Origin of the sequence: Pseudobutyrivibrio xylanivorans, from assembly GCF_010906925.1 — a bacterium.
Taxonomy (GTDB): domain Bacteria; phylum Bacillota; class Clostridia; order Lachnospirales; family Lachnospiraceae; genus Pseudobutyrivibrio.
In genome coordinates this window covers 13,333-35,311 of record NZ_VTVE01000004.1, presented here as the reverse complement: position 1 = coordinate 35,311, position 21,979 = coordinate 13,333, and the positions used below count along the sequence as shown (strand labels likewise).

15 protein-coding genes are annotated in these 21,979 nt (G+C 38.8%); all 15 read right to left on the bottom strand.

The genetic code is table 11. From position 1 onward, the window contains the following. Positions 1-93: 93 nt before the first annotated feature. Positions 94-1,014 carry an orotidine-5'-phosphate decarboxylase gene (gene pyrF, locus F0Q01_RS11475; RefSeq protein WP_090489508.1) on the bottom strand — a complete coding sequence of 307 codons (921 nt, stop codon included), beginning with the start codon at positions 1,012-1,014 and terminating at the stop codon, positions 94-96. A gap of 265 nt (positions 1,015-1,279) precedes the next feature. Next, positions 1,280-2,557, bottom strand: a complete 1,278-nt coding sequence (locus F0Q01_RS11470) for a dihydroorotase (protein WP_090489510.1) — start codon at positions 2,555-2,557, stop codon at positions 1,280-1,282. Positions 2,558-2,687: 130 nt separating this feature from the next. Continuing rightward, positions 2,688-3,782: a hypothetical protein gene (locus tag F0Q01_RS11465; RefSeq protein ID WP_090489511.1), complete on the bottom strand. Its 1,095-nt coding sequence runs from the start codon at positions 3,780-3,782 to the stop codon at positions 2,688-2,690. Between the two features lie 12 nt (positions 3,783-3,794). Continuing rightward, the gene (locus F0Q01_RS11460; RefSeq protein ID WP_090489513.1) at positions 3,795-4,394 is read right to left on the bottom strand and encodes a hypothetical protein; all 600 of its coding nucleotides are present in this window, start codon (positions 4,392-4,394) and stop codon (positions 3,795-3,797) included. 30 nt (positions 4,395-4,424) lie between these two features. Further along, on the bottom strand, positions 4,425-5,063 hold the full coding sequence (locus tag F0Q01_RS11455) for a hypothetical protein (protein WP_090489515.1): 639 nt from the start codon (positions 5,061-5,063) through the stop codon (positions 4,425-4,427). Between the two features lie 127 nt (positions 5,064-5,190). Beyond that, positions 5,191-6,513 (bottom strand): aspartate kinase, encoded by a 1,323-nt coding sequence (locus F0Q01_RS11450; protein ID WP_090155115.1) that lies wholly within the window; start codon positions 6,511-6,513, stop codon positions 5,191-5,193. 131 nt (positions 6,514-6,644) lie between these two features. Next, positions 6,645-7,445 (bottom strand): ABC transporter ATP-binding protein, encoded by an 801-nt coding sequence (locus F0Q01_RS11445; RefSeq protein ID WP_090489517.1) that lies wholly within the window; start codon positions 7,443-7,445, stop codon positions 6,645-6,647. After that, positions 7,438-8,391, bottom strand: a complete 954-nt coding sequence (locus tag F0Q01_RS11440; RefSeq protein WP_090489519.1) for an ABC transporter permease — start codon at positions 8,389-8,391, stop codon at positions 7,438-7,440. Before F0Q01_RS11440 ends, F0Q01_RS11445 begins: the two co-directional genes overlap by 8 nt. After that, a complete protein-coding gene (locus F0Q01_RS11435) occupies positions 8,391-9,443 on the bottom strand; it encodes an ABC transporter substrate-binding protein (protein ID WP_090489521.1) in 1,053 nt (350 codons plus the stop codon). The genes F0Q01_RS11440 and F0Q01_RS11435 overlap by 1 nt, the downstream gene beginning before the upstream one ends. A 200-nt stretch (positions 9,444-9,643) precedes the next feature. After that, positions 9,644-10,645, bottom strand: coding sequence for an FAD:protein FMN transferase (locus tag F0Q01_RS11430; RefSeq protein ID WP_242941884.1), 1,002 nt, complete (start codon positions 10,643-10,645; stop codon positions 9,644-9,646). A gap of 92 nt (positions 10,646-10,737) precedes the next feature. Continuing rightward, a complete protein-coding gene (locus F0Q01_RS11425) occupies positions 10,738-11,055 on the bottom strand; it encodes a hypothetical protein (RefSeq protein ID WP_090489525.1) in 318 nt (105 codons plus the stop codon). A 148-nt stretch (positions 11,056-11,203) separates the two neighbouring features. Then, positions 11,204-14,272, bottom strand: a complete 3,069-nt coding sequence (locus tag F0Q01_RS11420; RefSeq protein WP_090489527.1) for a toll/interleukin-1 receptor domain-containing protein — start codon at positions 14,270-14,272, stop codon at positions 11,204-11,206. 35 nt (positions 14,273-14,307) lie between these two features. Then, entirely contained in the window at positions 14,308-17,313 is a 3,006-nt protein-coding gene (locus tag F0Q01_RS11415; RefSeq protein ID WP_090489529.1) for a toll/interleukin-1 receptor domain-containing protein, read from the bottom strand. A gap of 175 nt (positions 17,314-17,488) precedes the next feature. Further along, positions 17,489-17,731 carry an EsaB/YukD family protein gene (locus F0Q01_RS11410; protein WP_090489531.1) on the bottom strand — a complete coding sequence of 81 codons (243 nt, stop codon included), beginning with the start codon at positions 17,729-17,731 and terminating at the stop codon, positions 17,489-17,491. A gap of 11 nt (positions 17,732-17,742) precedes the next feature. Then, a complete protein-coding gene (gene essC / locus F0Q01_RS11405) occupies positions 17,743-21,978 on the bottom strand; it encodes a type VII secretion protein EssC (protein WP_090489533.1) in 4,236 nt (1,411 codons plus the stop codon). Between the last annotated feature and the right edge of the window lies 1 nt (position 21,979).

Genomic DNA, 21,979 nt, shown 5'->3' with positions numbered 1-21,979 from the left:
TTTACCACTCACAACCGGATTTCCTCTTTTGGGGTGGTAAAATTCTCTTCTTTTACCTCTCAAAACCGCTTCCTCTTCGGTATGAGGTAATTACTAGTTAAGCGCTCCTCTGATATCAGCGAGCATATCCTCTACAGCTGCGCGGCTTGCTTCTGCAAAATTAGCCTCGCCATATTTAGCGTACTTCTCCTGCTGGTATGCAGCGATGATTCCACGGCTTGAGTTTACAATTGCGCCAAGGCCATCTTCGTTGAAGAAGTTTACAAGGTCTGCGCCCTTTCCGCCCTGAGCACCGTATCCAGGAACGAGAATATATGTATGAGGCATAAGCTTACGAAGCTTTGCGCCCATCTCAGGATATGTAGCACCTACAACTGCACCTACATTTGAGTAGTCACCCTCACGTGTGTCTGCGCCCCACTCCTCGATTTTCTCTGCCATATGCTCATAAAGTGGTCTGCCATCGATAAGTCTGTCCTGGAACTCACCAGAAGATGGATTAGATGTCTTGCAAAGAACAAAGATACCCTTGTCCTCCTCCTTGCAAACATCAACAAATGGCTTGACTCCGTCTGTTCCAAGATAAGGATTAACAGTAGCCATATCAGCATCAAATCCCTGATACTTGTAATCGCCAACCTGAACTGAACCAAGGTGGCCAAGAGCATAAGCTGTAGATGTAGAACCAATGTCTCCACGCTTGATATCAGCAATAACTACGAGGCCAAGCTCCTTAGCATAATCAACTGTCTTCTTGTATGCAATCATGCCTGGAATGCCATAGCTTTCATACATGGCAATCTGTGGCTTAACTGCTGGAATCAAATCAGCACAAGCGTCCATAATCTGCTTGTTGTAATCAAACATTGCCTCGCCCACAGCCTCAAGTGTCTGGCCATGTTCAGCAATGTGCTTGTCCACAAGGCTCTTTGGCATGAGCTTCATTGTAGGGTCAAGACCTACAACTATTGGAGCATCCTTCTCTTTAATTTGGCTAATTAATTTCTGTATCATAACTTTATCCTTTCTATTAACTAGTCGGTTACGCCTACAAGCCTTATATCTCTCCGCTCGACAACACGTCTCCCTTGAGAGATATAAGAGCTTGATGTCTACCGACTATAAAAAATTTCTCTTCACTGAATTAATCGCGTACAGGCTCATATAATTATATATTGTCACTCAATCCCGCAAGTTACGCTCTCAAGCCTTAGATATTGCTTCACTCAACTACATGTTTCGCTACGCAACACTAAGAGCTTGATAGCTACTTGCTCATCTAATTACCATAAACTACGCGACCACCAAAGATAGTCTTGACCACCTTGCCCTGGACCTTGCGGCCTTCGAATGGCATATTCTTTGATTTGCCTACAAAGTCTGCTGCATGAATCTCATATTCTATGCTTGGGTCAAAAATTGTGATATCGGCTACCTTGCCTGGTGCAATATTTCCAAGGTCATCGCGACCGATGATTCTAGCTGGATTAGAGCTCATGTATGCCGCCATTGTAAGTGGTGTGATGAGACCTGAAAGTACCAGCTCTGTATATGTAAGGCTTGCAGAAGTCTCAAGACCTACGATACCAAATGGCGATGCAAAGCCCTTTGCCTTTTCCTCTGCTGTATGAGGAGCATGGTCTGTAGAAATAACCTCAAACACCCCCTCAGCTAAGCCTCGTCTAAGAAAATCTCTGTCCTCTGCTGTACGGACAGGAGGATTCATTTTGTAATTGCCATCACCTGGCACGATGTCGTCCTCTGTAAGTGTGAAGTGATGTGGGCAAACCTCTCCAGAAACTTTCACGCCTCTGGCCTTAGCCTCTTTGACAATGTCATAGCTCTCCTTTGTAGAGCAGTGGCAAAGATGAAGTGTTGCACCTGTTTCCTCAGCAAGCATAATATCGCGAACTTCGATAATATTCTCAACAGCATTGCTGATTCCCTTTTCTCCCATGCTGTCTGATTTGGCGCCCATGTTCATAACGCCACCCTGAACCAGATTAATGTCCTCGCAGTGAGCAAGCACTGGAACATCGGCTGCCGCTACGATTTTCATTGCCTCACGGTATATACCCGAGTCCATAACGGATTTGCCATCCTCTGAGATAGCAGGAATGCCTGCATCAATCATGCCCTTCAAATCAGAAATCTCCTTGCCTTCCATTCCCTTAGTCACGGAGCCAACCTGGAGAACTCTTGTCAATCCAACTGACTCTGCCTTGTCATGGACATAATTTACAAGCTCAGGATTATCTACAACTGGCTTTGTATTTGGCATGGCAAGCACTGTTGTAACTCCTCCTCTTGCTGCTGCCCTAGAGCCAGTCTCGATATCCTCCTTAGCAGTCTGACCGGGATCTCTGAAGTGCACATGCATGTCTATAAGTCCAGGCATGACATAGCATCCTTTCGCATCAATCACCGTATCAGAAAAAACGGGAACAATATCAGCCTCAACAGCTGAGATAATGTTCCCGTCTATCTTAATATCTAATATTTCATCTGTGTCTGTAGGTGGGTTTAATACCCTGCCGTTTTTAATAATAAGGCTCATGCTATACCCTCACTTTTCTAACAAATAAACCTTGAATAGTATAACATACCATTTGGACAAAAACCACATTTTACAAGCTACAAATACAGCTTATTCTTTCATCCACAAAAGCTTGGCTAGAATTTGACTATCACTTACTCTTGTTATACAAATGCAGCAAGTACTTTTTAAGAGTCTTAGCTAAATGCTTGTAAGAGGCTAATTCATAGGCACCTAAATATTTATGATATTCAGCTGCCGTAATAATCCGCTTTGCAAGCTCTGGGAAATTTGGATCTTTGAACTCTAGTAAGATTGCTTTTCTCGCTTCATCCTTTTCTATTTTAGTGGCAGCGGCATCAATAGCTTTTCCAACAGTTCCTGCTGATTTGATAAAGCGTCTGCCATTTTCTTCATGGGCAATAGCCTTCTTAGAGCCCACAAGATAAATCCTACCTAAGTATTTAGCAATACAGCTAGTTGAAACCATGTAGTCATATGTTTTACCAAGGAGCCAGAAAAATACTCCTATCCAAAAAAGGACAACAAATCCCGCTATTTTCCAATAGTAAATGCTCGTTCCCTTTTCACTTTGCATGCCAGAAGATAAAGCGTCAAATTGGGTCACATAGTTATACATTAAAAAGGCAGATGCAATCATTATCCCTATCCCTACAAATATGGCAACGTAGAGTTCAATAAATGGACCTTTGAAAAATACTATTTCAATAGCTTCGTCCTCGCCATGTACGTGGGATAATCTAGCTGCACGGGCTTGTTCATCCTCATACTGACGTCCTCCCCCCTGGTCACCCTGTAGGCTCACTCTCTTGAGATTTTCCTGCCTCTCCTTTTCCATCTCCTTCTCAAATGCTGCAGTTCTCTCTGCAGCAAGTCTAATTCTCTCAGCTTGCAGTTTCTGAGCTTCAGACTCAGCCTTCTGTTCTTTCAGCACCTTAGCTTTTTGCCTCTTTTCAATATCTCGATCATTTGGCAAAAGATGATGGTACAATTTGATAGCTCCAACTAGCAAAAGTACTCCAATAATAATTGCTCCAATAAAAATAGGTACTATATCTAAAAGATAAGGATTGTGGAACATCAAATAATTCTTCCTTAGCAAAAGCAACTGATAAATGCTTCCCAACACAAGCACAATACCCACAAAAGAAATCAGACATACCAATACTCTGTATAAACCCGCCTTATTCTCATTACGCTCTTCCATCTTTCCCCTTTCATACATAACACATCTCTCTTAATTATTTTGTCTTTCCAATGAAAAACTTATTAAAAATCCTTCAATTCCATAGAATATTGCTGCTATTCTCTTTAGAATTATGTCCTGCTGATTGACTGTAGATGTTACATGCTCAAAAATAGTCGAAGGGACCGTGTTTGGCACATTTTCAATAACATAATGTACAGCAAATAAATATACCGCCACACCGACAACTAATAAGGCTATAACAGACTTTTTTATCTCTTTTCCATCCTCATCAAAATAATGATTAAATGCTAATACACTACCTAAACATAACAGATTCTGAATACCGTACCAGGCACCACCCACAGTAAAAAATCCCATATTTAACAGTCTATTCAACACAAAATCCATCCCAGTCTCAATAGCGCCCCATATCACCGTGTAGACAATCGCCATTTTTATGGCATGTCTTATCTCTCTAGTGTAAGTATAATCCACCATGGAAAACACATACACCCACAAAGCAACAACACAGATAGTCCTACCACTAAAAGAAAAAACAGACATACTCCCGTAGGATGTCATCAAAAGAAACACAATAGCCTGCACTATCACTGCAGTTGATATTAAAGGTACTCTTTCTTCTTGCATTTTAACTCTCCTTTAATTCGGCCAACTTAACTAACTTCCCTGCTGAATTGACCCATTGACCATTTTTTGATAAACAAATCTAACATGCAAACTGATTGATAATAATAACCACGTCAAAATAGAACAAGGAAAATTTGAAAAATACGTCGTTACCTTTTCTTTCCAAGGATCATATGAAAACCAATCGAAACTGCAAAGAAAGAAAATCACAGGTAATAGATAAATGTTATATATCCAAAATAGGTTAGTCTTATTCTTCTTCAATAGGTATAGTAAAATAAAAGCATATAAAAAAGGAAGCTCTAATAATCTTATCAAAACGCTAAATGAACCTCTAATCATAGGCTCACTGTTAAAATCCCAGCACTCATACACTACAGGTAATCCCAATGCAGCAAAACTATATACTGCAGTTATAAGCATTAGTATTGTCACAATCAAAGAAATCCTTCTTTTTCTAGTAAAATCCAAAAATAAAAATAGTAATAGAATAAATTCATTCAGATAAAAAAATATATATTGAAAAATATTTATGTGTTCTACTCTCCCTTGATATACATCCCCTATCTGTCTAAAAAAAAATCTGTGAATATAAATAGTCATAAACACGCCTAAAACAGCTATAACAATGTTTACTATTTTAAATGTAAAAAGTTTCTTACCAAACATTACTTTCATCATCCTCGCCATTATTTATATATAGTAGTTATATACTACTTACATTAATAATGCAACCCCATTTTCATAAAAAAATAAGCTGCATCAGCAGATGCAGCTAAATCTTTATATTCGTGAATTAAAGCTTTGTAGTTACGAAAATATCATAGATAGCCTTAACAGCTGTCTCAAAGTCCTGATTCTCAACACCGATGATGATGTTAAGCTCTGAAGAACCCTGATCAATCATGCGGACATTAACATGTGCATGGCTGAGGGCTGAGAAGATACGACCAGCAGTACCACGTGTGCTCTTCATGCCACGTCCAACGACTGCGATAAGTGCAAGGTCTGACTCAATCTCGATAGAATCAGGAGCACAATTGCGATGAATAGCAGAAACAACAGCCTGCTCCTTGTTGATGAACTCATCCTCATGAACAACAACTGTCATTGTGTCGATACCTGAAGGCATGTGCTCAATGCTGATACCATTGTCCTCGAATGCCTGAAGGGCCTTTCTACAGAAACCTACCTCAGAGTTCATAAGTGACTTAGTAATGAGGACTGTACAGAATCCCTTCTTACCAGCGATACCTGTGATAACGTACTCATTTCTCTGGCCTGTGCTCTCTACAATCCATGTACCGTCATCCTCTGGTCTGTTAGTATTCTTGATATTGATAGGAATACCAGCAGAACGAACTGGGAAAATAGCATCCTCGTGAAGAACTGATGCGCCCATGTATGAAAGCTCGCGAAGCTCTCTGTATGTAATAGTCTGCATACCAACTGGATTCTTAACGATGCGAGGATCGCAAATCAAAAATCCTGATACGTCAGTCCAGTTCTCATATACGTCAACCTTGGCAGCGCCGGCAACGATAGAGCCTGTTACGTCAGAACCACCACGTGAGAATGTCTTAACACGGCCGTCCTTATCACAACCATAGAATCCAGGAATAACAGCATGAGGATGCTCCTCCAGTGCCTGTCCAAGGACCTTCATTGTCTTGTATGAATTAAGATGTCCCTCTTCGTTAAAGAAGATTACATCCTTAGCATCGATGAAATCATAGCCTAAATACTCAGCCATAATCTTACCATTAAGGAACTCTCCACGGCTTGCAAGATAATCAAGTGATAAATCTGCCTTGATATCCTCAGCAATCTTCTTGAAATCATCCTCAAGGCTAAATCCCTTGAGATTAAGACCATCAATAATCTCGTCATAACGAGCCTTGATAGCTACAAGATTCTCAGATACGTCCTTGCCTGCCTTAGCATCCTCGTAGGTCTTAATCAGCATATCTGTAACCTTTGTGTCCTTGCTATTGCGCTTACCAGGCGCAGAAGGAACTACAAATACTCTATTCTCATCAGCGCGAATGATATCGCCAACTTTCATGAACTGCTTAGCGTCTGCTAATGAGCTACCGCCAAATTTTACAACCTTTTTCATCGAATATATCCTCTTCCTATTTTTTAATCGTCGGCCCACGGCCGTCTGATATCATATTGCTCACGATTCGCAATTACATAATACTATACAACAATGCTTTACTAAATTAAAGTACTAAATTACCCAAAAGTTTAGGATAAAAGCACTCTATCATTATCTAATTCCTCTCCAGCACCTACCTTAAACTTCTCAAGTAAGTCTGCAACCGATAGCTTTGCCCTCTCCTCACCTGCTGTATCAAAGACAATTTTGCCGGCATTCATCATGAGGGTCCTATTGCCAACCTCAAGGGCCTGATGCATATTGTGAGTGACCATAAGACATGTGATTCCTCGCTCAGCAACAATTGATTTGGTAAGTTCCAAAACTTTTTCAGCTGTGGCTGGATCCAAGGCTGCTGTGTGCTCATCCAAAAGCAAAAGCTTTGGTGTAACAAATGTAGCCATAAGAAGTGTAAGCGCCTGACGCTGTCCACCTGAAAGAAGACCTACTGGCTGCTTCATTCTATCCTCAAGACCCATCCCAAGAAGAGCTAGCTGCTCTCTGAAACGAGATTTGTCCTTTGCTCCAATACGAGAAAATAAATGACTAGATGCGTGAGAAGCTCTCAAAAATGCAAGGGCCATATTTTCCTCTATAGTCATATTTGGAGCAGTACCCTTAAGTGGGTCCTGGAAAAGATGTCCAATAACACGGCTACGGACATGCTCCTTTTTAAATGTAATATCCTCTCCGTCCAAATAAATATTGCCTTCGTCTACGATAAATGTGCCTGCGATGGCATTGAACATAGTGGACTTGCCTGCTCCGTTAGAGCCTACGATTGTAGCAAAATCGCCATCTGCTAAATCTAAGCTGAGATTAGTGAGGGCCGCCTTTTCATTTACAGTGCCAGGATTGAAGGTCTTTGAAATATTATCAAGTTTAAGCATTTTCCTTTACCTCCTGACTGCGCTGTCCTCTATAATTAGCAAACTCTCTCTTCTTAAGAGCTGCCTTTTTGCGTACATAAGGTGCAGCAATAGCAACTGCAACGATGATTGCAGAAACAAGCTTAAGAGCCTCTGCTGGCACAGACATTCTAAGGGCTATGGCCACAATTACTCTGTATAAAACGGAACCTAAAATAGTGCCGACAATTCGTCTGAGCATGCTTCCCTTATTTCCAATAAGTGTCTGACCAATGATCAGTGAAGCAAGGGCGATTGTAACCATACCTGTACCGATATTGATATCAGCTGACTTCTGATACTGGGCAATAAGTGCACCAGATAAAGCTGTAAGGGAATTGGCAAGACAAAGTCCTACAGTAATTGTAAATGTAGGATTGATTGAAGATGACTTGACCATATCAGCGTTGTCGCCTGTGGCTCTGATAGACATACCAAGTGTGGTACCAAGGAACCACCATAAAAATACAGCAATAAGTGCAACAATAGCTCCTACAATCAGTAGCTTGTACCAATCACCAATGACTCCACTTCCAATTGTGTCCTTGCCGATGGAAAAAATGGTGTCACATCCGAAGAGATTAGTAAGAGACGAAAATCCCATCACCGCAATATTGATGGTGTACAAACCGGTATTAACTATAATTCCTGCAAGAATTGATTCAACTCCCAGCTTGGTCTGTAAAAATGCTGTGCAAAATCCAGCCAAAACACCAGATATAAGCGCTGCAAAAAAAGCAAGGAATGGATGACCTGCAAGGGTAACCATAGCACCAACTGCGCACCCCAATGTGAAGCAACCGTCAGTGGTCAAATCCGCAATATTTAAAATGGTAAATGAAATAAAAAGTGCTAAAGCAACTAGGGCGTATATACACCCTAGTTCTAAAGCACTCTGAAAAATCGAAATTGAGAAAAGTGAAGACATTACTCAAACTCCTCTGCTGTCTGAATTTCTACGAATCCATCACACAAATCTCTAAGTTTTTCGTAGTCTAAACCAAGAGCCTCTGCTGTGTCAGTGTTGACTGTTGCAGTACCATTGTCGAGAACCTTAACTGGAAGTGTAGCTGGGTCCTTGCCATCAACTAAAATCTCAGCAACCATGTTAGCTGTCTCTGTACCAAGTGTTGCGTAGTTAACACCATATCCAAGATAAGCGCCATTTAATGCAAATGAGTCAGCGCCACAATAATGTGGGATGCCTGCCTCAATGAACTTCTCGTAGATACCAAGCTCTGCTGTCATGATTGTGTTGTCAGTAGGTGTGAAAACTGCCTCTACATCTGCTGCAATAAGGGCATCTGCTGCAAGCATAACCTCGTCATTTGTAGTACCTGTTTTTTCTACATAATCGATTCCCTTAGCATCAAGATATTCCTTAGCCGCTGCAATAGGAGCTGCTGAAGCATCCTGGCTCTTGTCGTACAAAAGGCCTACCTTGCTAAGGTCTCTATCCTGCTCAATCATCAAATCAAGTACTGCCTCTGTGTTAAGGGCATCAGAAGTACCAGTAACATTTGAACCAGGAGCATCATTGCTAGCAACAAGACCAGCACCCTCTGGATCTGAAACTGCTGCAAATACAACAGGAATCTGATTGTCCTCTGTAGCTGACTGACAAATCATAGCTGTAGGAGTTGCGATTGGTACTAAAATATCAACCTCATCATTGATAAGCTCTGACACCATCTGATTGATTGTTGTAGAATCAGCCTGACCATTGCAGTAGTAGTCCTCGTACTCAAATGTAACGCCCTTTTCCTCAGCCAGGACATCAAGCTGCTTTTCCAAGCTGTCAACAATCTGATTTAATGAAGCATCATCAACATACTGGATGATACCTACCTTATATGTCTGACCATCTGATGCAACCTCTGTCTTAGCGTCCTTGCCATCAGTAGTCTTATCTCCACATCCAATCATCATAGCTCCTGCCATAAGAGAAACCATGAACATAGAAAATAATCTCTTTTTCATATTAAATCCTCCTAAAACCCTCAGTTATCTAAGAATATCAGACTTAATTGTAGCACAACACTTTAGCAAGTTAAAGTATAATATTTAAATTTAACGTTACTATTCACAGGTATAAATATTTAAAGATTAATTCTTGTCAAGCTTGCTTGTAAAAAATAGGCAAGAAAAAAGGACGATGTTACTCGTCCTAAATACGCTTATCATTTAAATCCTTTTGAATAGACTATGGAGCCATCTTGCATTACCCACATAGCCTCAACACCTGGGTGGTTTGAAATGAATTCCTGGCCCTCTTCAAGGGTCATATTAAAAACTGCTGTTGAAAAGGCATCTGCCTTTCCGGAGTCATCAGTGACGATAGACACCTGCCTAAACTCTGTGGCAGGGAAATATGTATCAGGGTCAATGATATGGCAATATCTAGTCCCTTCCACTTCGTAATATCGCTGGTAATCACCACTTGATACAACACAAACTCCATTTGAAATCGAAACCTTCTCTATGTAGAGCTCATCGCTCTCTAGATCCGGATTCTGGATACCTATATTGAAATCTCCCTTGTTCCCCTTAGTACCTATACAGGAAATGTTACCGCCAACATTTAAAAGCAAATGGTCAATCCCATGCTCTTTACCCTCTTGTACTACTCTTTCAACTGCGTATCCCTTTGCAATGCCTCCCACGTCAAGTGACATCTTGGCATCTGCTAGAAAAACTGTACCGGCCACCTCATCAATCACCACGTCCTCAATATCGGTATGTTTCGCCGCCTCCTGCAACTCCTCCGTAGAAGGTAGGCTAGCAGTCTTTGGACTGTCGATTCCTGCCTGTCTATACTCATGCCAAATGGAAAGTAGCGAACCCATGGCGATGTTGACCTGACCGTCAGTTTCATAATATATATCTTTACCAAATTTTATTAGCTCAATAATATCTTCACTCACCCGTACTGGCTGGACGCCAGCATTCTCATTAATATCACGGATATTATTAAGCCCTTCATAACTGTTATAAATATCATATAGCTGGTTGTAATAAGTAAGTCTCTCTTTTATATAAGCGGCATTTTCCGCAAAAGATTCTTCATCAACATCATAACCTGTAATCTCTGTACGGGTATCAAATAAATCAATATAAACAATTGAATATTTGTCCGGCACCCCATCAGAAACAAGTCCTGACATAGCTTTAATGACTATCAATACAATCAGTATACAAATTGCCCCTATCGAAATTAGTTTCCTTGTGTTCATATTTCAGATTTTATCATATCTTTAAATCTGAAAAAACAAAACTAATGACGATTATTCTGATTATTTGGACGCTTACTAACTGGCTTGCCAGGCTTAATATCATGAATCACGCTTGGCTTCTTAGCTTTGTCCACGCGGTTAAGACGAGCCTTGTGATTTCCCTCTACCTTATGATTATTATCTCCGGAAACCACGCCTCTGTGCATAGTGGAAACAGTCTCTTCTGTAGAAGTCTGCTCTACGATTGTTGTAGAAATCTGACCCTCTACCTTTGGAGTTCCTTTTGCGAGATACGCTCCACACATTAAAGAAACACCGCATAATGCTATTAATAAAATTCTGTTTACCACCTTTGACATTCCAATATCCTCCTTGTTTAGATTAGCGTATTTTTTCTTTCTGAGTAGTATACTAATACTAACAATATCTCATGTCAAGACTTTTTTGAAAATTTTTTCAAAAAAATTAGGCTCTCGGTTATAAAACCGAAAGCCTAAGTAAAATCAGCTATTCTACTCCGTAATCTAATTTTTCCAAATCAGTTAACTCATCATCGCCATACTTCTCATTTGCCATCTTAAGAAGCTCATCTACTTCTTTGAATTTAAAGCCATATATATAATTGTTATAGGCACATACTACAGTATTATTCTTTGGTAAATATACCAATCCATGATCGATAGAACTGAGTACACCCATCTGGTTAAGATCTATAATTGACATACCCATGAAATTCGATACTACCAATCTATTATTCTTTTCATCGTACTGGCAATAATCCAATTCATTGGTCTGGCCCTTAAACTTGAAGACATATCTCTTTTCATTAAGGTCGTAAATTTTGAAATATAAATCGGCACCTTGCAAATACAATTGACTATTATCACTAGAGAATTTAATCAAACCACTGAATGACTTGGCATAGAATTCTATTTCATCCAGACATTCCATTGTTTTTACATCGTAAATTCTCAATTTACCATCTTTGCCAGCTACAGCAAGCAATGAGTTGTCATCACTTAATGCACATTTATCAACTTGATAATCTTCTATAATTGGAGTTGCCTTGTCCTTTGCAACACTATACTTATATAGACTATTCTGCTTGGTAGACGAAATATAATATATAGTCTTACCATTGTTAGCTAAGATTACACTATCGTACGAGCCCATATAAGCGTCATAATTGCTAGCCTGATATTTTATCTCTAAATCAGGAAGGCTAAGTACTATTTTATCTGCACTACCAGTATATAACATGTATTTACCATTTGCTGAATAGCTTGTTACTGCAGTATAGGTATTCTCCATCAAACGCCTTGGTTCAAGCTTGCCACTGGAAATAGTGAATACATAAATATAACCATCTGTCGCAGGTACAACTATATTGTCATCATCTAAATATCTAGCATCTTGGTTGCTAGCACTTGACACTGTAAATGTCCCCTTTATTTCACCTGTCTTAGAATCAATTACATTAAACTCATAAGATGAATAATCGTCCCCATTTCTTAAAGTACTAGATGATAAATATGAAGATTCATCTGGCGAAACTGACACAATCTTTCCGATTTCTCTTTCGCACTCAGTCTCATAAAGACAAGATTCATCATTTGAATACCTCATTACGATGAGATTAGCACCTCTATATGAGCTAGCCACAACAGTACTATTACACATAAACCAATCTATCATAGTGTTATCCATAACCTCTGTAACACCATTAGTTATTGTAATTCCTGGTTTGGTTGAGTAGATGGTTAATCTTCCATCGTTGGTTCCCACATATATATAGCTTCCTGATGAATTAAATCCAATTCGCTGGATTGAAGCATCTGTAGTAATAGTATTAACTAATTCGCCAGTATATAAATCTAAAACGGCGACGGACCTACTAGTATTAAAGACTAATCGGCCACATTCTTCTCCATCAATATCTGTAATAGTGCTTGAAAGGCGAGTGTAGCTTGTATCCATAGCTGCGCGAGTATCATCCATCATTGCCTTCCATAGCTCCTGACCTGTTGCAACGTCAAACTTTTGACAGTACATAGGAGCATCGTTAGCCGACAAAAGGTCATCGTAATCCATGGATGCAACAGCTAATTGACCATCGACGGTGAATTTAGCCTCTAACGCACAGTCATCAGCTAATTTACAATCCACATATTCATCAGTCTCTAAATTGTAAACTGTAAAGAAATTATCCTGATCAGCATCTACATTACGGTCAACAGCTACATATTTTCCATTATAATCTATTGCAAAAGTATAGCCGTAGCTCATATCTAGATGGTCATCGTACTTTTTGATAACCTCACCAGTCTTTGTATCTATAACAACAAAAGTTCTTGTTGTTACATACTCATCATCGACTAATCCATCAAAGCGCTCTACAATAACTGCTTTGTTGGCCATCTGATTAATAGCACCATTACTAACTCCACCCTCAGGTACATATTGATAGAGAATCTCTCCCTTTTCATCGTAACCTGTAACAGAATTAGTACTAATGACTACAACTGCATTATCTGAGAAGCCTACAGCTTTTATAGATACCACATCTACTGACCCATAATCTAGATAATTGTACTCTGGTGGCAATTCAAATAGCTTTTCACCTGTATCAAGATCCCATAGGTAAACATATTGTGAAGTATCGTAGCTGACAACTCTAGTTCCATCAAGACTCTCTACAAACTCATCTACCTGCATATTATGAGGAAGGATTTTATCGTAATGTAGCTCTGCGCCTATATCGTAACAGTCAAGGGCATTTGACAGAGCATACACTGACTCAGGAACCAATGGTCTATCATTTTCCTCTGTTGGAAGACCTTCCATTGCCAAGAGCGCTGACACCCTTCTATTGCCTACTTCCAAAGCATCGTCTGATTTTTGCGCTAATACTTTAGATTCGTTAATCAGCTTTTGCTGATACTCTGCATTTATCTTGTCCAGATTGTATGCATTGTACAAACCAAAGGCTACTGCAAGAGCAGTAATAACAGTTGCAATACTAATAGCTCCAGCGAGGAACTTATGCATCTGTCGTTCCTTGTTACGCTGCTTCAAATCATCATAATCAACCTGCAATATAGCTGCTGCAAGACGAAGACTTTCTGTTTTAAGCTTGCGCTTAATGTCTCTTTTTTTATCTCCTCGCACATCTGCAGCCAAAGGCTCAACAGGATTGCCCGCTTCATCAGTGAGAATCTGTGGTGGGAAAGAATCTCCCGGCTCCCCGTCAACCAAAACTGCAAGAATATTTTCTCGGCCATGCATGGAAATAAAAGTATCTATCTCTTTCATTACCCAATATGAGTTTTTGGTCTCAGGAGAACAGATTACTACCAAATATTTTGCCTCACTAAGAGCCGCCTCTATATTGCTGCCCAAGTCACTTCCGATAGGAAGTTCCTCCTGGTCTCTGAAAACTCTGTCGATTTTCTTTCTACCGATTTCTTTTTGTATCTTTCTAGGAATCTTTGCAGTTTCAAGTGCTCTATGAACTCTTTTTGCTACGTACATATCCTTCTCAAGATGTCTGTAGCTTATAAAAGCATCGTATTTCATACCTTTTATCTCCCTAATGCATTAATAACTAGTTGTTAATCATTTTCAATTCCAAAAATCAATCGCTGTTCTTCAGACAACTGCGAATCACCGTATCGTTTTCGAGCCTCTTTTTTCAGCTCCTCCGCATCCATATAATTGAACACATAAATGTTACTATTGCTTCCAGTAATGATTTGATTGGTTCCGTTTATATAGAATCTGCCAGAAGGTACATATGCCAGCAAACCTACTGATTTCATATCAAGCAAATACATATCAGCAACTGTAGACACTGCCAGCACTCCCGTTTCCTCATTAAACGAGATACGTCTTATTTTGGAATCGATGGCATCAGTCAAAAGGACAATAGTGCCCTTTTCTATATCGTATATACGGAAAAAATTGTTGGAAGACTGAGCAAATACATATTTTCCATCTGGCGAAGTTTTTAGATAGCCCTCACGATTAGCTACAAAATCAAAAGCAACTTTTTCTTTTTTGCTCTTAGCATCTAACACTCTTAATTTATTGTCATCGCAATTAATAATCAATTTGCTGTCATCAGGACTGATTGCCAGCTCAAGCACGCCATAACCTAGGTCAAAAAGCTCATCCTCGCCTGTCTTAGTATCTATCTTATGTACGCGATATTCATCGTCAAATAAATAGAAATAATCTCCAGCCGAAGTAATAGTACAAGCAGAAATATCGTAATCAAAATCCTTGTGTAATACTTTTTTTCTTGTAGTTAAATCGTAAACATCTGCAAACTTATAACTAAATAACACAAAGTATTTTTTATTGTCCGATACATTCATTCCAAAATCTTTGGCATCTATATCACTTTTTATAACTTCTTTTTTGTCCTCTGATATAGAATAAAAAATCAATTCCAAATCATAGGTAGGCACAAAAATGGTGTCGTTGTCTATAAACTGAACGCCGCTATAATATGCATAATCCGCCCTAAATTCACCTACTTTTTTATGGTTGCTTGATTTACAAACTGTAAAAATCCTTCCAGAAGAATTGTTTTCTTCCTCAGAAGCGATATAGTAATATTTTCCATCTGGACTACTCATTCCGTCATTACTATATCCATCCACCGTATAGGTTTTATCAAAATACTGGGTATTATTAGAGTAATATATTCTGGCGCTAGGGCTTGTCCCGTCTATGGTTATAAATTTCGTATCGGTCATACCGATTTGGGCAATATTGCTAGCCAGCTTGCGCTCAAAAAACGGATTTTTGACTCCTTCTGAATATATATAAAATCTAAGGAAACCTGCCTCTGTAGATACTGCAAAAATATCACCACCAACAATTGTGTCACTAAATAGCGAATCCGACTTAATCTGATCAACTATCTCTCCTGTAGCGTTATCCACTATATAAATAGATCGGCCAGCGGTAATCAGAGACTTCTCAAATGGCTTTCCATCACCCAAGATTTCTATTTGATAATCCAGTTTGTTTGAATACTGTATGTAATAGTCAACTGTAGTATTCCAAGTTCTGTTATCATAAGCCAAACTATAATATTGCAAATCAACTGATATCTCTCTGCCATCTCCAATGGTCTCATATGGAGCAGATGCAATTATTACTCCAACGTCATCTGCGGTAAAAGCAAATCCTGCAGAAATTGTCGTATCATTTTTTATTAATAAATTTTTATTGTTGAATTCTTCATGGGCGGTATCGTAAACAGATACATAGTTTTCCTCTCCATCCATCTGCATATGCCCAACAATAACCATAGAACCTGTATTGATAAAATCAATTACATCTGAATAAGGCGCAGGGCAGTCATTGTGGTAGACGCCAAGCTCCTTACCATCTTCAGGAGAAATAACTGCCACAGTATCTGGGTAATAGTCGACGCCATTTTCAGCATATTCTATTGCAAGACAATTATTATACTCAGAAACCTTGCCCTCTAATATTGGTTGCTCTAGTGTATATTCATAAACCATGGAACCTGACAAATCATAGCCCCTGACACCATTTTGGGATACTACCACCAAGGTGGAGCTTTCCTCTGTAATCCCTATGTCAAAAACAGGAACCAAAATGCCGTTAACGTATTCTGCCTGAATCTCATATAGCATCTCACCGGCTTTCAAATCCCATACGTAAACATTGCCATTGTCATCTAATATGCCCACTATATCGTTAGTTGCATTGTTGCAAAATTTCTTGATTGAATAATCTGCATTAATAACCGTCTCACTAGATAAGACTGTATTATAATCATAAACTCCAAGAGCCTTTGATAAAGCATACAGAGACTCTGGAACCAGAGGTCTCTCACCACTTTCTGGGATGCCCTCCATAGCTATAAGAGCTGCAGTCTTTCTATCGCCAGTCTCAAGAACATCTGCTGATTTGGCCGCAAGTACCTTGGACTCATTAACAAGCTTTTGCTGATACTCTTCGTTTATTCGTGCCAAATTGTAAACGCTAAATCCACCGAATACAAAAGCAAATGCAGCAACACCAAGGGCAAGAATCATATTGCGTCTGGTTTTGCGTTCTTTTTGACGCTGCTTTAAATCATCAAAATCAATGCCTAAAATAGCTGCTGCAAGTCGCACCAACTCTGTCTTAGCCTTTTTATTTATTTCTTTTCTTGTAGTACCACGAAAATCTGCTGCAAATGGCTCTACCGCATTGCCTTCTTCATCTTTGAGCAACTGCTCAGGAAAAGATTCATAAGGCTCCCCCTCTGCAAGAACAACAAGAACTTTGTCTCGTCCATGCATTCGCACAAAATTTTCAACTTCCTGATTGCACCAATAGCTCTCCTTTGTCTTAGGTGAACTGATAACAATCAGATACTCTGACTCCTCTAAAGCAGCCATAATATTGGCTCCCAGATCACTACCTACTGGAAGCTCTTCCATATCTCTAAAGACTCTATTGATCCTAGATTTCCCAATTTCTTTTTGTATCTTTTTAGGAATCCTAAGAGTCTCCAAACCCTTGTGTACTTTCTTAGCTACATACTCATCTGGCATCAAATGCCTATAGCTAATAAATGCATCATACTTCATCTTATTAAGCTGTACTCCCTAATGCATAAAACTCAAAACTAATACCAATTGAACTATTAACAGAATTCACAATTATTTCATATTTTATTATAAATTAGGGATATTTACAATTCTAAAGGACGCTAAAACCCGCAAAAAAAATGTTATTCGGCCTAAGCCAAATAACATTTCTTAACTATCTTAAATATACAGAACTACCATTTCTAAGCCCTAGCTCTGAAATTTCAATATTACCCTTGATTAAGGCTAATGGATTCTCGGAGCGCAGGAAACACTCCGATTCATTAGACTCATCGATGCCTAGATTAAAGCCTACATTTAATCCATGAATTAATTCATTTGCTGTTATACTGCTTGGAATTTCCACATCTATAGATTTTCCGCCACAGTGAAACATAATTATTATTTTATCTGTCATAGAAAATCCCTCTACTTCCACTCCATAGTCTTTGTTTTAATAAGCTTGTTACCCTTGGCGTAATAAGCATCGCCCTTTCCATTTTTCTTCTTTACCTGATTAACAATACTATTTGGTATAGATATAAATTTAATGTTTACCATGTCTTCGAAGAAAATTAGATTTGCACTATTTCTAATCATCATATATACCTTGCCTGATAATGGAGTAAGTGCAACATTTGGAACATTGGCAAATATAAAGGATACCTTACACTTGCTATAGAGTGTTACCAGCTCATTAAATGCATTCTTTGCAGTCTCATGTTTTTCTAATATCTCTGCAGCTTTGGCATCGTTTAAAACCACAACAATCAACGGCTCATCGTCAATGCTTTCACCTCGTTGCATTTTTTCATTTCGATTGGCAGCTATATCACGTATGTCATTTACTGCATCAACAACCTCCATGATACTGTTGGTATATTCCTTGACAGCTGGATTGTCGCTAAAGCGCTCCATTGCTCCCTCGCTAGAATCAAATACATGCAATTCCACAGGACAGTTTTTAGCACTAGCCAACAATTTCTCAACAACATAGTTCACATATTTGCCTCGACCCAAATCTTCGCGACCAAATATAGCTGTTATGTTGTCCGACAACAGATCATTGTAAACTGGCTCAATATTTGAATATGCCAGTCCAACAAGCATCTTAAAATCAGTCATCTTGGCTGTTCCAAATCTGCTTTCAATATAGTCATCATCCAAATGTGGAGGAATATACTTAACAGATTCAGCCACCTTTCCTGGATACCTTGCATTGGTAGATTCTATAAACTCATTAATCTTTGAAAGACGTTCAACCTCTTTGCCTTTTGAAAAAGCAAGATAGCTTTGGAATTCTAAAATATCACCATCGATATTTAAAAGACCTCGACCTGGGAATTCGTCTGGTTGAATCTTGCATCTATCAAGCAGAGCAGAATACTGAGCTCTTTCATTGCAATTCATAGCAATTTTAACTGCAAAATTAGTCAACAGTTTAAAGCCCAAACCTGACATTTGCTGGTTGGTGACTACAACGGAAATGCCAAGAGCAACACCATCTCTGCAAATCTTTATAAATTGCTCTTCCAACCTAGGATATGTCTCTCTAAAAGCTGTATAGTTTTCAAGGAAGATAACGATCTGAGGTAAATCTTTGTTTCCGCCTTCCTTGTAAGCGCCAAATGAACTCAGACCAACAGTTGATAGTACTTCTCTTCTATCGTTAATGATTTTCTGCATGAGCTCAATAAAATTGTTCAGCTTCTCATCTTCGGCTAGATTTATAAATGCTCCCACATGATTGAGCTTTTCAAAACTCTTGAGGACCATTGATGCAAAATCAAGGATATAAATATTCACTTCATCTGGCGAATATTTTGACGCCAAACCATATATCATTGACTGAAGAAGATATGTCTTTCCTGCAAGTGAAGAGCCCAAAATAAATGTATGATTCTGAGTAAAGTTTGTCTGTAAAATTCTCTGTGCCTGTCTTGTAGGGTCGTCATATACACCTATTGGAACAATTACATCAGTGCCATTTGATTCAAAATCATTTGGATACTCAATTATTTCAGGCAATGGTGGCAAGCAGATTTCCTGCAGCTTTTCTATCTTTTCCTTCTGACAATACTCGTTTACATATTCAACTATTGCGTCAAGCTCTGTAACCGTATTATCATTTTGCGCTGGCTCTTGAGAATATACAGTGCTTCTTCTTCCTGCTAAATCTACTGTAGATATCTCGTATTTTTTAACAGCCTTTGCTTTGCCATCTGTAATGTAAGTTCCACTATATGCGGACTGAAACAGCTCGAATATTTCATTATTTCCAACCTGGAAATATGCTCTACCTGGCTCTCTAATTTCTGCTGCAAGAGGTGATTTGATTACTTCCTTACTATCGGATTTGTCCTGCACCTTCAAGCAAAGCTTGAATTTTGAGTTACTCCAAATCTGATTATTTACAACGCCAGCTGGCTTTTGTGTTGCCAAAATCAAATGCACACCAAGGCTTCGACCGATACGTGCTGCACTGATTAGCTCTTTCATGAACTCTGGCTGCTCGCTTTTCAACTCTGCGAACTCATCCACTATCAATATCAAATGTGGTAATGGAATCTCAGCCACTCCATCTTTATATAGCTTGATATAATCATCAATTCTATTTACATCATACTTGGCAAAAAGCTCCTGTCTCTTAACAAGCTCTGCCTTTATAGACATCAATGAGCGATTGATTTGTTTACCATCAATATTTGTTATCGCTCCATTTAAATGAGGTAAATCTCTAAACTGATTTGCCATTCCACCGCCCTTAAAGTCGATGATAATAAAGCTAACTTCATATGGATGGAAAAGTGTAGCCATTGACAATATGTATGTTTGAAGAATCTCTGATTTACCTGAACCTGTTGTTCCTGCAACCAGTCCATGAGGTCCATGATATTTTTCATGAATATCCAAATAGACCATCTCCCCTCCTGTTTTAACACCAAGAGGAGCAGCCATGCTGTCGTATACTTTTGAAGAACTCCATCTATCGGATAATTCCAATTCGTCCACAGAATTAATATTCAAAAGCTCATACAAAGAAATATTTTTTCTAAGATTGTTTTCAAGAGATGGTTCCCTTATATAAACCGGAGCCAATTTCTTAGAACAACTCTCAGCAGTGGCCTTGCTGACATGAGAATAAGTAAAATTCTGCACAATAGTACCATCAGCTATATCCTGAATATATCCGCTATAAAGGTCATCATCAAGGAACACGCCTAATTCGCATGATTTATGTAAGAACTCTTCTTTTTCCTCGAAAAACAGGAATGTAAATCCTAGCTTTCGAGCTTCCTCAAAATATTTGCTTACAGGATGCTCTGACAATCTTTCAGATCTAAAAGCAAATACCACATAATCTGGCAACTCATCTATCTGCTCTTTCTTAAGACCATCTCTGCTAGATATTTCCGAATACAAATACTCCAAAACACCCTTGCTACTAGCATCATCATACATGACAAATCGCATGCCAGTATTTTCATCGTATGTGTTTGGAAGCCATCTCACCCATTCCATATATGGAGCATATACTTCATCCAAAAGGAACATCATTTTTACATCAGTAAAAGATTCCTGGCCTGCAATGGTGAGAACCATATTTTTCATAATCTGATATAGCTTTGTTCTATTTCCTACAAAACCCACTGCATTTTTCTGACCGAGTGGCAATGTGACAGGCATATCATTTATGTACTCGTATTTATCATGTAAGAATTCTGGATATTTAATCAGCTCATCATATACATGGAGATACTCTTGTTTTTTATATTCAACTTGAACTTGAGATTTAACACTTCCAGTACCAATTCTTACATCCAAATAATCCTCTTGACCTTTTTGCTTTTCAAAAAGATTTGGAGAAAATGACTCTATTCTGTCTACGGTCTCCTCCACAGAAGGATTTCGCTTTGTAAAAATTAATTTTTCCTCGTCGCGGAGTTTCTGAATTTCCTCTTCTTTTTTGCTTATGTAGTCAGCATATACCTGGATACGCTCTTTGCTCTTTTTCCTAAAATCCTTTCCACTCTCAAAATATGTCCAAACTGACATCAATCCGCCAACAATCATAGTGCCTGCAAAATAAAGCACATACATCATACCGCCATGCATCATTCTAGATCTGACAAATATCATCAGCGCCAGCGAAACAAGTAGTGGAGTCAGTGTCATCAAAAGATTGTTCTTTGGCTTTTGTGGAGGATTCTCCGGATTAAGCACCTCTAGTTTATCCTCTGGCAATTCATATAAATAACGGACATTACGATAAAACTCAGGATAAACCATAGCTTTTCCTGATTCAGATAAATCCTTAAAATTAAAGGTAGTCTTTAGCTTAAATGACATGGATGTTTTTATTGCATGTTCCTCAAAATAGAAAGGAATACCATCAATAGATAGAAAAGTCCCCGGTGCAAAAAAACTATCCTCTTTTTGGACCAAGGTACCATTGATGAAAACAGGAATCTCTTCATCATCACAAGTCACTTCAAATCCATCATTTATTCTATTTATAGTAACTGCAAAGCTCTTGCTTTGACTTTCAGTTATACAAATATCATCATGTGGTCTATTTCCTATGACAATAGAATTAACACCTACTGTGCTAATTTCCATATCATAGCTAACCTGTAAATTTTTGAATTTAATATTGTTTTTCATA

Excerpts from the sequence above, each read along its gene's own strand:
- F0Q01_RS11425 (WP_090489525.1), bottom strand. The coding sequence starts at position 11,055 with ATGTCAAAGGTGGTAAACAGAATTTTATTAATAGCATTATGCGGTGTT.
- F0Q01_RS11470 (WP_090489510.1), bottom strand. The coding sequence starts at position 2,557 with ATGAGCCTTATTATTAAAAACGGCAGGGTATTAAACCCACCTACAGAC.
- F0Q01_RS11440 (WP_090489519.1), bottom strand. The coding sequence starts at position 8,391 with ATGTCTTCACTTTTCTCAATTTCGATTTTTCAGAGTGCTTTAGAACTA.
- F0Q01_RS11455 (WP_090489515.1), bottom strand. The coding sequence starts at position 5,063 with ATGTTTGGTAAGAAACTTTTTACATTTAAAATAGTAAACATTGTTATA.
- F0Q01_RS11435 (WP_090489521.1), bottom strand. The coding sequence starts at position 9,443 with ATGAAAAAGAGATTATTTTCTATGTTCATGGTTTCTCTTATGGCAGGA.
- F0Q01_RS11420 (WP_090489527.1), bottom strand. The coding sequence starts at position 14,272 with ATGAAATACGATGCTTTTATAAGCTACAGACATCTTGAGAAGGATATG.
- pyrF (WP_090489508.1), bottom strand. The coding sequence starts at position 1,014 with ATGATACAGAAATTAATTAGCCAAATTAAAGAGAAGGATGCTCCAATA.
- F0Q01_RS11460 (WP_090489513.1), bottom strand. The coding sequence starts at position 4,394 with ATGCAAGAAGAAAGAGTACCTTTAATATCAACTGCAGTGATAGTGCAG.
- F0Q01_RS11450 (WP_090155115.1), bottom strand. The coding sequence starts at position 6,513 with ATGAAAAAGGTTGTAAAATTTGGCGGTAGCTCATTAGCAGACGCTAAG.
- essC (WP_090489533.1), bottom strand. The coding sequence starts at position 21,978 with ATGAAAAACAATATTAAATTCAAAAATTTACAGGTTAGCTATGATATG.
- F0Q01_RS11465 (WP_090489511.1), bottom strand. The coding sequence starts at position 3,782 with ATGTATGAAAGGGGAAAGATGGAAGAGCGTAATGAGAATAAGGCGGGT.
- F0Q01_RS11445 (WP_090489517.1), bottom strand. The coding sequence starts at position 7,445 with ATGCTTAAACTTGATAATATTTCAAAGACCTTCAATCCTGGCACTGTA.
- F0Q01_RS11415 (WP_090489529.1), bottom strand. The coding sequence starts at position 17,313 with ATGAAGTATGATGCATTTATTAGCTATAGGCATTTGATGCCAGATGAG.
- F0Q01_RS11410 (WP_090489531.1), bottom strand. The coding sequence starts at position 17,731 with ATGACAGATAAAATAATAATTATGTTTCACTGTGGCGGAAAATCTATA.